Source organism: Massilia sp. Root351 (assembly GCF_001425045.1).
Lineage (GTDB): Bacteria > Pseudomonadota > Gammaproteobacteria > Burkholderiales > Burkholderiaceae_D > Rugamonas.
Map to the genome: position 1 here is coordinate 1 of NZ_LMDJ01000001.1, position 14,353 is coordinate 14,353.

Annotated in this window: 10 protein-coding genes and 2 rRNA genes; 8 read left to right on the forward strand and 4 right to left on the reverse strand. The window is 64.1% G+C overall.

The genetic code is table 11. From position 1 onward, the window contains the following. From ASD15_RS00005 to ASD15_RS00015, 3 genes are all read left to right on the forward strand, one after another. Window positions 1-94: ribosomal RNA gene (locus tag ASD15_RS00005) — 23S ribosomal RNA — on the forward strand; the annotation flags it as partial. Between the two features lie 106 nt (window positions 95-200). Continuing rightward, window positions 201-378 (forward strand): 5S ribosomal RNA (rrf, locus tag ASD15_RS00010). A 158-nt stretch (window positions 379-536) separates the two neighbouring features. Further along, window positions 537-2,264, forward strand: a complete 1,728-nt coding sequence (locus ASD15_RS00015; RefSeq protein WP_057152613.1) for a M4 family metallopeptidase — start codon at window positions 537-539, stop codon at window positions 2,262-2,264. 65 nt (window positions 2,265-2,329) lie between these two features. On the opposite strand, the gene ASD15_RS00020 is transcribed toward ASD15_RS00015, so the two are convergent. Next, window positions 2,330-2,875, reverse strand: coding sequence for an acyloxyacyl hydrolase (locus tag ASD15_RS00020; protein ID WP_057152615.1), 546 nt, complete (start codon window positions 2,873-2,875; stop codon window positions 2,330-2,332). Window positions 2,876-3,008: 133 nt separating this feature from the next. On the opposite strand from ASD15_RS00020, the gene ASD15_RS00025 reads away from it, so the two are divergent. Beyond that, entirely contained in the window at window positions 3,009-3,905 is an 897-nt protein-coding gene (locus tag ASD15_RS00025; RefSeq protein WP_267877818.1) for an NAD(P)-dependent oxidoreductase, read from the forward strand. 10 nt (window positions 3,906-3,915) lie between these two features. On the opposite strand, the gene ASD15_RS00030 is transcribed toward ASD15_RS00025, so the two are convergent. Next, complete coding sequence (locus ASD15_RS00030) at window positions 3,916-5,112, reverse strand: M20 aminoacylase family protein (protein WP_057152619.1); 1,197 nt, start codon at window positions 5,110-5,112, stop codon at window positions 3,916-3,918. A 150-nt stretch (window positions 5,113-5,262) separates the two neighbouring features. On the opposite strand from ASD15_RS00030, the gene ASD15_RS00035 reads away from it, so the two are divergent. The 4 genes from ASD15_RS00035 to ASD15_RS00050 all read left to right on the forward strand — a co-directional run bounded on the left by ASD15_RS00035 (window position 5,263) and on the right by ASD15_RS00050 (window position 12,108). Next, the gene (locus ASD15_RS00035) at window positions 5,263-7,350 is read left to right on the forward strand and encodes a molybdopterin-dependent oxidoreductase (protein ID WP_057152621.1); all 2,088 of its coding nucleotides are present in this window, start codon (window positions 5,263-5,265) and stop codon (window positions 7,348-7,350) included. Between the two features lie 33 nt (window positions 7,351-7,383). Then, window positions 7,384-8,487 (forward strand): aminopeptidase, encoded by a 1,104-nt coding sequence (locus ASD15_RS00040; protein ID WP_229417996.1) that lies wholly within the window; start codon window positions 7,384-7,386, stop codon window positions 8,485-8,487. 177 nt (window positions 8,488-8,664) lie between these two features. Continuing rightward, window positions 8,665-10,362, forward strand: a complete 1,698-nt coding sequence (locus ASD15_RS00045; protein WP_057152624.1) for a long-chain fatty acid--CoA ligase — start codon at window positions 8,665-8,667, stop codon at window positions 10,360-10,362. A gap of 75 nt (window positions 10,363-10,437) precedes the next feature. Further along, entirely contained in the window at window positions 10,438-12,108 is a 1,671-nt protein-coding gene (locus tag ASD15_RS00050; protein ID WP_057152626.1) for a long-chain fatty acid--CoA ligase, read from the forward strand. Between the two features lie 39 nt (window positions 12,109-12,147). Here ASD15_RS00050 and ASD15_RS00055 read toward each other — a convergent pair whose 3' ends face one another. Together ASD15_RS00055 and ASD15_RS00060 are read right to left on the reverse strand one after the other, a co-directional pair. Then, window positions 12,148-13,812, reverse strand: a complete 1,665-nt coding sequence (locus ASD15_RS00055; RefSeq protein ID WP_057152627.1) for an alkaline phosphatase — start codon at window positions 13,810-13,812, stop codon at window positions 12,148-12,150. Window positions 13,813-13,830: 18 nt separating this feature from the next. Continuing rightward, entirely contained in the window at window positions 13,831-14,292 is a 462-nt protein-coding gene (locus ASD15_RS00060; RefSeq protein ID WP_057152629.1) for an acyl-CoA thioesterase, read from the reverse strand. Window positions 14,293-14,353 lie beyond the last annotated feature (61 nt).

The window sequence follows — 14,353 nt, forward strand, 5'->3', positions numbered from 1 at the left end:
GGGTCGTTCGAGACCAGGACGTTGATAGGCTGGGTGTGGAAGTGCAGTAATGCATTAAGCTAACCAGTACTAATTGCCCGTAAGGCTTGTCCCTATAACCTTGACGGTTATATCGCATTTGCCTGTGTTTGAATTTACTACCTAATTTACTTCTTCCAGATTGCAGCCACACACCTGAGTGTGTGGCGTACAAGTCAAAGCCTGATGACCATAGCAAATCGGTCCCACCCCTTCCCATCCCGAACAGGACCGTGAAACGATTTTGCGCCGATGATAGTGCTGCAACCAGCCACCCCTTCCCATCCCGAACAGGACCGTGAAACGATTTTGCGCCGATGATAGTGCTGCAACCAGTGTGAAAGTAGGTTATCGTCAGGCTAGTTATATAAAGAAGCCCACCAAGTGATCTTGGTGGGCTTTTTTCATTTTTGTCCCATTTGAGACACTTTCCACCAAAAAGTCTCATTTCCCGCCTTTTTTGACTCCCCCTGAACGGATGGGCTAACTTTCCTCTCCTACCAACCTGGGAGATAGAAATGGCACTTCGTACGACCATGCTAGCCGCCGCCGTTGCAGCGTCGCTACTTTCCACCGCCCACGCCGCCCCCATCATGGGCGCGCCGGCGTCGTTTTCCCCGCAAGAAAAGGCCCGGCTGATCAGCACGCTGAACGGCGAACGCGGCAAGCACGGCCTGGATACCGATCACGGCTTCGTCATCGGCAGCCAGCATCCCGGCGCACGCGGCCATGCCATCAGCCGCCTGAACCACACCTACAAGGGCGTGCGCATCTTCGAATCCGAGTCGGTGGTGGTGTCCGATGCCGGCGGCAACATCCTCAGCGAATCGATCGCGGACCGCCGCGGCGCGCTGTCGGCCAAGCGCATGGACATCAAGCCGAAGCTGCATGCCCAGCAGGCCGTGGACGTGGCGCTGCGCCGTGTCGGTCCGTACGGCGTGGCGATCGACCCGCCAAGCGCCGAGCTGATCATCTATCCCGTCATGAAGACCGTGCGCGCACCCGGCGCGGAGAACAAGGCGGAAGCCGAGCTGAATGCCACTGACGTCACCGAGGTGCTGGACGGCTACAAGCTGGCCTACCTGGTGCAGACCCGCATGGCCAACGGCAACAAACCCGTGTTCCACAACACCATCGTCAACGCCCAGGACGGCAGCGTGATCGAGCAGTGGAACATGCTGCAAACCGTGATCGGTACCGGCAACAGCCAGTACAACGGCGCCGTGCCTATCAACACCACCCTGAGCGGCACCACCTACAAGATGGTGGACGGCTCGCGCGGCACCGGCGGCACCTTCGGCGCCATGGCCATCACCAACGCCAACCACACCACCAGCGCCGGCAGCGTGTACACCAATTCCAGCAACACCTGGGGCGACGGCCAGCAGTACATCGCCGGCGGCAGCACCACCAACGCCAACGGCCAGACCGCCGCCGTCAACGCGCTGTGGGGCTTGATGAACACCTACGACATGCTGAAGAACGTGCTGGGCTGGCAGTCGCTGGACGGCAACAACACCTCGACCTACATCGCGGCCCACGTCAACACCGCCTACGACAACGCCTACTATTCCGACGGCTGCAAATGCATGTACATCGGCGACGGCGGCAGCTACTTTAACAACCTGGGCTCGATCGACGTGATCGGGCACGAGATGGGCCACGGCGTCACCGCTGCCACGTCCAACCTGAACTACCGGGGCGAATCCGGCGGCCTGAACGAGTCGAGCTCGGACATCACCGGCGAAGCGGTGGAAGCGTATGCGCGCGCCGGCGGCAGCGGCGCCACGCTGCCGTCGCCTGGCGCCAACGACTGGATGATGGGCAAGGAAATCGCCAAGGATGGCCAGCCGCTGCGCTGGATGTACAAACCCAGCAAGGACGGCAGCAGCCCGGATGCCTGGAGCACCTCGCTCAAGCGCCTGGACGTGCACTACAGCAGCGGCCCGAACAACCGCATGTTCTACTTCCTGGCCAAGGGTTCCAGCTCGAGCGCCGGCAGCGAGTACTACAGCAAATACCTGACCAAGGCGCCGTTGGCGATGACCGGCATCGGCCTGGACAAGGCTTACCGCATCTGGTTCAAGGCGCTGAGCACCAAGTTCACCTCCTCGACCAACTATGCGGACGCGCGCCTGAAAGTGCTGGCTTCCGCGCAGGAGCTGTATGGCGTCAACAGCGCGGAGGCCAAGGCCGTGCAGCGCGCTTACGCGGCCATCAACGTGGGAACGGACGTGGCCGAGTAAGCCATCGGCGGGACGAAAAAAAACCTCCGCAGTGTGAACTGCGGAGGTTTTTTCTTGCGTGCGGATTAGTAGCGGTAGGCCAGCTTCACCACGGCGTAGTCGACGCCGCTGTTCGGCTTCTTGATGCCGCCGTTCGAGAAGTGCTGGATCTTGGCGGCCACTTCCCAGTGGTTGTCGAACACGTAGCCAACGCCGATGTGGTCGCCGAACTGGAAGGCGGTGGAGAGCTTGTCGTCGTTGTTGTTGTACAGCTTGGACAGCAGGTGCACGCCGATGCCGCCTTCAACGTAGAAACCCTTCTTGTTGTCGGCGCCGTAGCGGAACACGGGCGTGAAACCGACGTCCACCAGGTCCTGGTGCGCGCCCGGCACATTGTTGGCCATCTTGCCGCGCCACGCGCCGAAGCTGGCGTCCCAGTAACCGCTCAGGCTGGTGCCGTTGGATTGGAACCACTGCTTGTTCCAGTCGGAAGTGGCGCCGATGCGCGCCATCTGGATCTTGGAGGCGCTGGCGTATTCCACGTAGGACGTATCGATCAGCTTGTCGTCGGCAACTGCGGCTTGCATTGCCAGAATTGCGGCGGCCGCCGCGAGGATTTTTTTAGTTTGCATGGCTTCTTTCAGAGTCTGCGCTATATGTCGAGTTATATAGCAGTACTTCATTCTACCGAGATTCACAAAATCGTTCAGGAGGCGCTACTATTCTTACGACATCCTCAACATTGTTCACTCAGGAGTAGTCCCATTGTCAACGCAAATTTCATTCCTTGGTATCGGCTTGATGGGAGAGCCGATGGTGCGGCGCCTGCTGCAAGCCGGCTTCCCCGTCACTGTCTGGAACCGCACGGCCAGCAAGGCCGAACCGCTGGCTGAATTCGGCGCCATGCCGGTGGCCGAACTGGGGGACGCTGTCAGCTCTGCGGACGTGGTGATCTCCATGCTCGAGGCCGGGCCCGTGGTGGGCCTGGTGATCGATGCGGCGCTGCCCTCGCTGCGGCCGGGCGCGCTGTGGATAGACATGAGCTCCACCCGTCAATCCGAGGCGCAGGAGTTCCACACGCGGCTCACGGCGGGCGGCTGCCGTTTCGTGGACGCACCGGTGTCCGGCGGCGTGGCCGGCGCACAGGCGGGCACGCTGGCCATCATGGCGGGCGGCAATGCGCAAGACTATGCGGACGCCGAGCCGGTGTTTGCCGCCATGGGGCGCTGCACGCTGGTTGGACCGGCTGGCAGCGGGCAGGTGTCCAAGCTGTGCAACCAGCTGATCGTGGGCGGTACCATCAACATCGTGGCGGAGGCGCTGCTGCTGGCACAGGCGGCCGGCGCGGACCCGGCTGCGGTGCGGGCCGCGATACGGGGCGGTTTTGCCGAGAGCAAGGTGCTGGAGGTGCATGGACAGCGCATGCTGGAGCGCAATTTCATGCCGGGCGGGCAGGTGCGCACGCAGCTCAAGGACCAGCACAACATCCTGGCCGCCGCGGCTGCGGCGGGCGTGCAGTTGCCGGTCACCGACCTGGTGACGCAGCGCTATGAGGCGATTGTGGACATGTTCCCGCAGGCGGATCACTCGGCCGCGCTGCTGGGGCTGGAGCAGCTCAACACCGGGCAGCGCGTGGGGAACGGGCCGGACCAGTTGCCCTAACGCGCCGCTCTCAGCGCGCCAGCGGCAGCGCCGTTTCCGCCAGCCGCACCCAGAAGCTGGCGCCGATGGGCAGCAGGTTGTCGTTAAAGTCGTAGCTGCCGTTGTGCAGCACGCAGGGACCCAGGCCGTGGCCGCCGTCGCGGTGGTCGCCGTCGCCATTGCCGAGGAAGATGTAGCAGCCCGGCTTTTCCTGCAGGAAGAAGGCGAAGTCTTCCGCACCCATGGTCGGCTCGACCTGCTCGTCCACCTGGTCGGCGCCGGCCACTGCCTTCATCACTTCCACCGCGAACCGGGTTTCCTTCGCATGGTTCACCAGCGGCGGATAGTTGCGCCTGAACGCAAAATCGACTTCCGCATCGAAGCCCGCCGCGATGTTCTCGGCCAGCAGCCGCATGCGCTGCTCGATCAGGTCCAGCACCTCGGTGGTGAAGGTGCGCACCGTGCCCACCATCTTCGCCTCGTCCGGAATCACGTTGGTCGCGCTGCCGGCGTGGATCTGGGTGATCGACAGCACCGCCGTGTCGAGCGGGCTCTTGTTGCGGGTGACGATGGTCTGCCAGGCCTGCGCGATCTGCACTGCCACCATGATGGGATCGATGCCCTTGTGCGGCTGGGCCGCGTGGGCGCCCTTGCCGCGTATGGTCACATGAAACTCATTGCTCGACGCCATCATGGGGCCCTCACACACGCCGAAGCTGCCGGCCGGCATGCCCGGCCAGTTGTGCATGCCGTACACCGCTTCCATCGGGAAACGCTCGAACAGGCCGTCCTGGATCATGCGGCGCGCGCCGGCCCCGCCTTCCTCGGCCGGCTGGAAAATCAGGTACACGGTGCCGTCGAAATCGCGGTGCTGCGCCAGGTGGCGGGCCGCGCCCAGCAGCATCGAGGTGTGGCCGTCGTGGCCGCAGGCGTGCATCTTGCCTTCGTGCTTGGATGCATGGGCGAAAGTGTTGATTTCCTGCATGGGCAGCGCGTCCATATCGGCGCGCAGGCCGATGGCGCGCTCCGAGGTGCCGCTCTTGATAATGCCGACCACGCCGGTCAGGCCCAGGCCGCGCACGACGGGGATACCCCATTCGGTCAGCTTGGCAGCCACCACGTCGGAGGTGCGGACTTCCTCGTAGCAAAGTTCCGGGTGCGCGTGCAGATCGCGCCGGATCTGCTGCAACTCGGATTGAAACGCAATAATCGGTTCTACAAGTTTCATTCTGGGCTCTCCAGTATTTTATTCTTGCTTGCGTCTTTGTAAGACGCCGTGCGCTATAGCGGTATAGCCATTGTAGCCTTTGCCGCCGCCGGATGGGGTAGCGCGGAATCGTTTACGATAGTGGTTTCGATGTTTGTTCCTGGACCCGCCATGACCTCCACCAGCCACGTCCGTGCCGCCTGCCCGCACGATTGCCCCGACACCTGCGCCATCATCGTCACCGTCGAAGACGGCGTCGCCACCGAAGTGAAAGGCGACCCGGACCACCCGCCCACCGGCGGCGTGCTCTGTACCAAGGTGGCGCGCTACACCGAGCGCACTTACCACCCGGACCGCCTGCTGCATCCGCTGCGCCGGGTCGGCAAGAAGGGCGAGGGCAAGTTCGAGCGCATCAGCTGGGACGAAGCGCTGGACGCCATCGCCGCCAAGCTGAAGCCTATCGTGGCGCGCGCACCGGAAGCGCTGCTGCCCTACAGCTACGCCGGCACCATGGGCTTGCTGCAGGGCGAATCCATGGCAGGACGCTTCTTCCACACCTTGGGCGCCTCGCAGCTGGACCGCACCATCTGCGCCACGGCCGGCGCCACCGGCTACAAATACACGGTGGGCGGCTCCACGGGCACCGACCTTGAGCATTTCCAGGACGCCAAGCTGATCATCATCTGGGGCGGCAATCCCATCGCTTCCAACCTGCATTTCTGGACTCGCGCCCAGGCCGCCAAGCGCAACGGCGCCAGGCTGATCGCCATCGATCCCTACCGCTCGCTGACGGCCGAGAAATGCCACCAGCACATCGCCCTGCTGCCCGGCACCGACGCCGCGCTGGCGCTGGGCATGATGCATGTGCTGATCGCCGAAGACCTGCTGGACCACGATTACATCGCCGGGTATACGCTGGGCTTCGAGCAACTGAAAGAACGCGCCGCCGAATGGACCCCCGAGCGCACTGCGGAAACCTGCGGCATCACGGTGCAGGAAGTGGTGGAACTGGCGCGCCTGTACGGCGGCATGGCGAAGAACGGCGAGCCGGTGGCCATCCGCACCAACTACGGCGTGCAGCGCGTGCGCGGCGGCGGCATGGCGGTGCGCAATATCGCCTGCCTGCCGGCGCTGGTGGGCGCCTGGCGCCACGCGGCCGGCGGCATCCAGCTGTCTTCCAGCGGCTCCTTCCCGGCCAACAAGGCCCTGCTGCAGCGCACCGACCTGCTGCAGCGGCACGCCAAACTGCCGCGCACCATCAACATGAGCACCATCGGCGACGACTTGCTGCGCCCGGCCTCGCCTGAATTCGGCCCGCAGGTGGAGGCGGTGATCGTGTACAACTCCAACCCGGTGGCGGTGGCGCCCGATTCGGCCAAGGTGGCGGCCGGCTTTGCGCGCGACGACCTGTTTACCGTGGTGCTGGAGCACTTCCAGACCGACACCGTGGACTACGCCGACATCGTGCTGCCCGCCACCACGCAGCTGGAACACGTGGACGTGCACACGTCTTACGGCCACCTGTACATGATGGCCAACAACGCTGCCATCGCGCCCATGGGCGAAGCCAAGCCGAACACGGAAATCTTCCGCCTGCTGGCCGCGCGCATGGGCCTGGACGATCCTGTTTTCCATGAGAGCGACGATCAGCTGGCGGCGCAGGCTTTCAATACGAAAGACGCGCGCGCCGTCCATTTCGACTGGGAGTCGCTCAAGCAGAAAGGCTGGCAGCGCCTGAACATGCCGGCCGCGCCGTTCGCGCAGGGCGGCTTCCCCACGCCGTCCGGCAAATGCGAGTTCTATTCGGCGCAGATGCTGGCCGACGGCCTCGATCCGCTGCCCGCATATATTGCGCCGTACGAGTCGCGCGCCAGCAATCCGGCGCTGGCCGCGAAGTACCCGCTGGGCATGATTTCTCCGCCGCAGCGCAACTTCCTGAACTCCACCTTTGTCAATGTGACCAGCTTGCGCGCCACCGAGGGCGAGCCGCAGCTCGACATGCATCCGGACGACGCGGCGCAGCGCGGCGTGGCGCACGGCGAAATGGTGCGCATATACAACGATCGTGGCTCATTCGTATGTAAATTGCGCGTCACCGACAAGGCCCGCGCGGGGCTCGTGGTGGGCCTCTCCATATGGTGGAAGAAGCTCGCCGGCGACGGCAAAAACGCCAACGAAGTGACCAGCCAGCGGCTTACCGATATGGGCCGCGCGCCGACTTTTTACGATACACTGGTCCAGGTAGAGAAAGCGGCGTGAGAGTGAAAAATGCGCAAATTTGCCCGACAGCTAATGCGTGCCAGGTTCTGGCTGGCGGCGGGCGCGTGCGCATTGATGCTGGCTGGCTGCGCCCAGTTTAAGTACTACTTCCAGGCCGCGCAGGGCCAGTACGCGCTGTGGTCCGAAGCGCGTCCCATCGAAGACTGGCTGGGCGATCCGGCCACCGACGCCAAGCTCAAGGCGCGCCTGGAAAAGGCGCTGCTGATACGCCGCTTCGCCGTCAAGGAGCTTGGCCTGCCGGACAACGCCAGCTACCGCAACTACGCCGCCCTGAACCGGCCTTATGTGCTGTGGAACGTGGTGGCCACGCCGTCGCTGTCGCTGCGGCCCATCCAGTGGTGTTTCCCGATTGCCGGCTGCGTCAGCTATCGCGGCTACTACAGCAAGGAGGACGCCGAAGCCTACGCCGACGAGCTGCGCAAGGAAGGCAACGACGTGCAGCTGGGCGGCGTGCCGGCCTATTCCACCCTGGGCTGGTTCAGCGATCCGCTGCTGTCGTCCTTCATCAACTATTCCGACGCTGAACTGGCGCGCATGGTGTTCCACGAGCTGGCGCACCAGGTTGCCTACGTGCAGGGCGATTCGCGCTTCAACGAAGCGTTCGCCACGGCGGTGGAGGAAGCCGGCGTGCAGCGCTGGCTGGACATGTACGGCAACCCCGCCATGCGCGAAGCCTACGAGCGCTACAGCGTGCGCCGGCGCGACTTCCTCGACCTGCTGGTGCGGCACCGCGCGCTGCTGGCGTCGAACTATGCGCGCAAGGTCAGCGACAAGAAGAAGCGGGAAGAGAAACTGCGCATTTTCGCCGCGCTGAAAGAGGAATATCAGTTGATGAAAGTCAACAGTTGGGGCGGCTACGCGGGCTATGATCGTTTCTTCGCCGAACCATTAAATAATGCCCACCTTGCCTCTGTTGCAACTTACAATGATTTTTTACCGGGCTTCCGCGCCTTGCTGGCGCAGGAAAAGACCTTCCCGCGCTTTTATGCTGCGGTGCAAGGCATGTCGACCTTGAGCCTGCAGGAGCGCCAGGCCCGCTTGCTGCATCTGGGACAGCCGCCGCCACCCCCACCCGATACGGTCGCTACGCAATCGCTAGCGTCGCCGGAACACTGAACTCTGCTGCGCTGCAGCAGGTTGCGTCTGCGCATTACTTCGTAGAGCAGGGGTTCAAAATCTGCAAAAGCGCTTGCATACTAGCGTGGCGCCCGATAGCATCTTACTCAGTTTGTGTACGAGCGTACTATTTTTTGTTTGCCCCCCAAAAAAACATATCAAGAGACGAGGCACAGGATGGAAAAAATTTGGCTGCAGTCGTACCCCCCCGGCGTTCCAGCGGAGATCGATCCGAACCAATATCGTTCGCTGGTGCATTTGCTGGAAGAGTCCTTCCAGAAGTACGCGGACCGCAATGCCTACGTCTGCATGGACAAATTCCTCACCTATGCCGAACTTGATAGCTATTCCAAGCGCCTGGGCGCGTGGCTGCAAAGCCGCAGCCTGAAAAAGGGCGCGCGCGTGGCGGTGATGATGCCCAACGTGCTGCAATACCCGATCGCCATCGCCGCCATCCTGCGCGCCGGCTATACCGTGGTCAACGTCAACCCGCTGTATACGCCGCGCGAGCTGGAGCACCAGCTGAACGACTCCGGCGCGGAAGCCATCCTGATCCTCGAGAACTTTGCCACCACGCTGGAACAGGTGCTGCCGCGCACCAAGATCAAGCACATTGTGGTGGCCAGCATGGGCGAAATGCTGGGCGGGCTGAAGGGCGTGATCGTCAACTTCGTGGTGCGCAATGTGAAGAAGATGGTGCCGGCCTTCTCGCTGCCGAACGCGGTGCGTTTCAAGGACGCGCTGTCGCAGGGCGCGGGCATGAAGCTCACGCCGGTGGAGCTGAACGCGTCCGACGTGGCCTTCCTGCAGTACACGGGCGGCACCACGGGCGTGTCCAAGGGCGCCACGCTGACCCACCGCAACATCGTCGCCAACCTGCTGCAGAACGAAGCCTGGGCCCAGCCGCGCCTGAAGACCTTGCCGGCCAATGAGCCGCTGACCATCGTCTGCGCGCTGCCGCTGTACCATATCTTCGCGCTGACGGCCTGCGCCATGTGGGGCATGCGCATGGGCGCGATGAACATCCTGATCCCCAACCCGCGCGACATCGGCGGCTTCATCAAGGAACTGTCCAAGTACAAGTTCAACATGCTGCCGGCCGTGAACACGCTGTACAACGCGCTGGTGAACCATCCCGAGTTCAGCAAGCTGGATTTCTCCGGCGTGGTGATCTGCAACGGCGGCGGCATGGCGGTGCAGCAGGCCGTCAACGACAAGTGGCTGAAAGTGACGGGCGTGCCCATCATCGAAGGCTACGGCTTGTCCGAGACCTCGCCGACCGCCACCTGCAACCGCGCCGACGGCACGGCCTTCACCGCCACCATCGGCCTGCCGGTGCCGTCCACCGACATCGCCATCCTGGACGACGACGGCAAGGAAGTGCCGCTGGGCCAGCCGGGCGAGATCGCCATCCGCGGTCCGCAAGTGATGGTGGGCTACTGGAACCGTCCGGAGGAAACCGCCAAGGTGATGACGCCGGAGGGCTTCTTCAAATCCGGCGACGTCGGCGTGATGGACGCCAACGGCTACGTGAAGATCGTCGACCGCAAGAAGGACATGGTGCTGGTGTCCGGCTTCAACGTGTATCCGAACGAAGTGGAAGGCGTAATCGCCGGCCATCCGGGCGTGCTGGAATGCGCCTGCATCGGCGTGCCGGACGAGCATTCGGGCGAAGCGGTGAAAGTGTTCGTGGTGCGCAAGGACCCGAACCTGAGCGTGGAGACCCTGATGGCCTACTGCAAGGAAAACCTGACCGGCTACAAGAAGCCGAAATACATCGAGTTCCGCGACGAGCTGCCGAAGACCAACGTCGGCAAGATCCTGCGCCGCGTGCTGCGCGACGAAGTGGTGGGCGAGAAGAAGAAAGCGGCATAAGCCCACTGGCCACAGGCACAACCGCCTGCTGGCCAGGCGGTTTTTTTATCGAATAATGTTTGAGCGAGGCTACTGATGGACAAGATTTGGTTGAATTCCTACCCCCAAGGCGTACCTGCGGAAATCGACAACACGCAATACAGCTCGGTAACGCATTTGCTGGAGGAGTCTTTCCGTCAGTTTGCCGACCGTAACGCCTACGTGTGCATGGACAAGTTCCTGACCTACCGCGAAGTGGACCAGATGTCCAAGCAGATGGGCGCCTGGCTGCAAAGCAAGGGACTGGAAAAGGGTGCGCGCGTGGCCATCATGCTGCCCAACGTGCTGCAATATCCGGTCGCCATGGCGGGCATCCTGCGCGCCGGCTACACGGTGGTCAACGTCAACCCGCTGTACACGCCGCGCGAACTGCAGCACCAGTTGAACGACTCCGGCGCCGAAGCCATCATCGTGCTGGAGAACTTTGCCACCACGGTGCAGCAGGTGCTGTCGGCCACCAAGGTCAAGCACGTGATCGTGGCCAGCATGGGCGACCTGCTGGGCGGCCTGAAAGGCGCCATCGTCAACTTCGTGGTGCGCAACGTGAAGAAAATGGTGCCGGCCTGGTCGCTGCCGGGTTCCATCAGCTTCAAGAAAATGCTGGCCGAAGGCGCGCGCCTGACGCTCAAGCCGGTGCAGCTGGGCCACGAGGACATCGCCTTCCTGCAATACACCGGCGGCACCACCGGGGTTTCCAAGGGCGCCGTGCTGCTGCATCGCAACGTCATCTCCAACGTGCTGCAGAACGAAGCCTGGCTGGGCCTGGACACCAGCGGCAAGCAGGTGGTGTTCGTGTGCGCGCTGCCGCTGTACCACATCTACTCGCTCACCATCAGCGCCTTCATGGGCATGCGTTTCGGCGGCTTGAACATCCTGGTGCCGAACCCGCGCGACATTCCCGGCTTCGTCAAGGAACTGGCCAAGTATCCGGTGGTGGTGTTCCCGGCTGTAAACACGCTGTACAACGCGCTGCTCAACAACCCGGACTTCGCCAAGCTCGACTTCTCCAGCTACAAGGTATGCAACGGCGGCGGCATGGCGGTGCAGCAGGCGGTGGCGGACCGCTGGCTGAAGCTGACCGGCACGCCTATCATCGAAGGTTACGGCCTGTCCGAAACGTCGCCGGTGGCGACCGCCAACCGGGTCGACATCAAGGAGTTTACCGGCACCATCGGCCTGCCGATCCCGTCGACCGAGATCAAGATCCTGGACGACGACGGCGTCGAAGTGCCGCTGGGCCAGCCGGGCGAGATCGCCATCCGCGGCCCGCAGGTGATGGCCGGCTACTGGCAGCGTCCGGACGAAACGGCCAAGACCATGACGGCCGACGGTTTCTTCAAGACCGGCGACGTCGGCATCATGGACGAGCGCGGCTACACCCGCATTGTCGACCGCAAGAAAGACATGATCCTGGTGTCCGGCTTCAACGTCTACCCGAATGAAATCGAAGGCGTGGTGGCGGCGCACCCGGGCGTGCTGGAAGTGGCCTGCATCGGCGTGCCGGACAAAAATTCCGGCGAAGCGGTCAAGCTGTTCGTGGTGCGCAAAGACCCCAACCTGACCGCCGAAGCCATCCAGGAATTCTGCAAGCACGAACTGACCGCCTACAAGAAGCCGAAATACATCGAGTTCCGCGACGAGCTGCCGAAAACCAACGTCGGCAAAATCCTGCGTCGCCAGCTGCGTGACGAAAAGCAAGCCGCCTGAAGACCTGAATAGTTTCACCCCCGCAAAATGGGGTCAGGGTTAATTAAAAGTTGCACTTTTAATTAACCCTGACCCCATTTTGCTGTTCGGAACGGTGAAGCTGGCAAGGGTGGCGATGGGGCTGGCGGGGTTGCGCACGTCGTCCAGGCCCAGGAACTGCACGCGGCTGCGCTCGGGGCCGATGTCGAACAGCATGTAGCCGCGCTTGTCGCTGCGGCCGTATTTGAGCTGCGGGTTCATGTCGACGTATTGCAGCGTGCGCGCCTGCGCGCGCGAGCCGGAGGTGATGGAGGTGCCGCAGAACTCGGTCGCCAGCACGGGGTTGCCGGCGCCGGCGGGACGGCGGCCGTCGCGCGTGAGCTCGGCGGCGTAGAAGGTGTGCACGTCGCCGGACAGCACCAGCGGGTTGGCAGCGCCGCTGCCCTGCAGCGCGTCGTACAGGCGCTGGCGCGCCGCCGGGTAGCCGTCCCAGCCGTCGGTCCAGTAGCGGCCTGCCTCGCCGTTCACCAGCGGCACCTGGCTGCCGCCGGCCATCAGGGTTTGCTGCGCCAGGATGTTCCAGCGCGCCGTCGACTCCTTCAGCCCCTGTTCCAGCCAGCGCTGCTGTCCGCGGCCCAGCATTTCGCGCGCCGGGTCGCGCAGCTCGGCGCAGGCGCGCCAGTAGACCGAGCTGGAGCCGCCGCGCCCGACAGTGCAGGCTTGCGGCGCGCGGTGCTGGCGGTTGTCGAGCACGTGGAAGCGCGCCAGCCGGCCCCAGTCGTAGCGCTGGTGCATGCGCAGCGTGCCGTAGCCGCCGCCCTGCAGCGTGAGGCGGATCGGCTGGTGCTCGTAGTAGGCCTGGTAGGCGGCGGCGCGGCGCGCGGCGAAGGTGGCGGACAGTCGCTCGTCGCGGTCGGCGGCGTAGTCGTTGGCCACTTCGTGGTCGTCCCAGGTGAGTATCCACGGCGCGGCGCGGTGCGCGGCCTGCAGGTCGGCGTCGCTTTTGTATTGCGCGTAGCGGGCGCGGTACTGCTCCAGCGTGTAGCTTTCGTCCGAGCGCACGGCACGGCCGGGATGCTGGCGCTGGTAGGCGCCCCATTCGTAGATGTAGTCGCCGAGGAAGGCCACCAGGTCGGGCGCGGCGGCGGCGATGTGGCGGTGCGCGGCGTAGCTGCCGAACTCCCAGTGCTGGCAGGAGGCCACGGCCAGCTTGAGCGCGGCCGGCATACTGTCCGGCGCGGGCGCGGTGCGGGTGCGGCCCACCGGGCTGACGGCGTCGCCCAGCATGAAGCGGTACCAGTACCAGCGGCCGGGCTCCAGCCCGGCCACGTCCACATGCACGCTGTGCGCCAGTTCGGGGGCGGCCAGCGCGTTGCCCCTGGCGGCAATGCTGCGGAAGGCTTCGTCGTGCGCCACTTCCCAGCGCACGGCCATGGCCAGCGGCGGCATGGCGGCCGCGTTGAACGGGTCGTACAGGATGCGGGTCCACAGCACCACGGATGTGGGCAGCGGCGAGCCGGAGGCCACGCCGAGGGAGAAGGGGTAGCCGGCGCCGTTCAGGGCGCCCGGGCTGGGCTGCCCGGCGCCGCCGCGGGCGCGCGCCTGTCCACCTGGCTGTCCGCGCGCCGGCTCGCTGCCGGCGAGTGTGGCGCCGGCGGCGGCCATCGCGGCGAGCGCCGATAGCCGGGCTCCGCTCAGCAGGAGGATGCGGCGTCCTGGCTCCATGCGCGGGCGACGTCGCGCTTACAGCAGCGTTTCCAGCGGCGGCACCTGGCGCGGCTTGCGGTCCGGGCCGGTGGCGACGTAGGTCAGCGTGGCTTCGGTTACCTTGACGGTGCACGCCTGCAGGCGGTTGCGCTCCGCGTACACTTCCACGTTCACGGTGATGGAAGTGTTGCCGACCTTGATGATGTCGGCGTAGAAGGACAGCAGATCGCCGACGAAGACGGGGTTTTTGAACACAAAGGAGTTCACCGCCACGGTGGCCACGCGGCCATTGGCGCGCCGCGTGGCGGGCAGCGAGCCGGCGATGTCCACCTGCGCCATGATCCAGCCGCCGAACACGTCGCCGTAGACGTTGGCGTCGGACGGGGCGGGCATGACGCGCAGTTCGGGCATTTTCCCCGGCGGCAGGCCTTGCCGTTCCGGCGCCTGGGGCGCGGCAGCTGCAACGGCCGCAGTGGTGGTGTTTTCGGGCGTGGTCATCGTGATGTCTCGGTAAGGGCTACAATTGGGACTGATTGTAAACCACGGAAGCCCCGTTTCG

Bases quoted from the DNA above. Each gene is read 5' to 3' on its own strand.
- ASD15_RS00015 (WP_057152613.1), top strand. From the start codon at position 537: ATGGCACTTCGTACGACCATGCTAGCCGCCGCCGTTGCAGCGTCGCTA.
- ASD15_RS00020 (WP_057152615.1), bottom strand. From the start codon at position 2,875: ATGCAAACTAAAAAAATCCTCGCGGCGGCCGCCGCAATTCTGGCAATG.
- ASD15_RS00030 (WP_057152619.1), bottom strand. From the start codon at position 5,112: ATGAAACTTGTAGAACCGATTATTGCGTTTCAATCCGAGTTGCAGCAG.
- ASD15_RS00035 (WP_057152621.1), top strand. From the start codon at position 5,263: ATGACCTCCACCAGCCACGTCCGTGCCGCCTGCCCGCACGATTGCCCC.
- ASD15_RS00040 (WP_229417996.1), top strand. From the start codon at position 7,384: ATGCGTGCCAGGTTCTGGCTGGCGGCGGGCGCGTGCGCATTGATGCTG.
- ASD15_RS00045 (WP_057152624.1), top strand. From the start codon at position 8,665: ATGGAAAAAATTTGGCTGCAGTCGTACCCCCCCGGCGTTCCAGCGGAG.
- ASD15_RS00050 (WP_057152626.1), top strand. From the start codon at position 10,438: ATGGACAAGATTTGGTTGAATTCCTACCCCCAAGGCGTACCTGCGGAA.
- ASD15_RS00055 (WP_057152627.1), bottom strand. From the start codon at position 13,812: ATGGAGCCAGGACGCCGCATCCTCCTGCTGAGCGGAGCCCGGCTATCG.
- ASD15_RS00060 (WP_057152629.1), bottom strand. From the start codon at position 14,292: ATGACCACGCCCGAAAACACCACCACTGCGGCCGTTGCAGCTGCCGCG.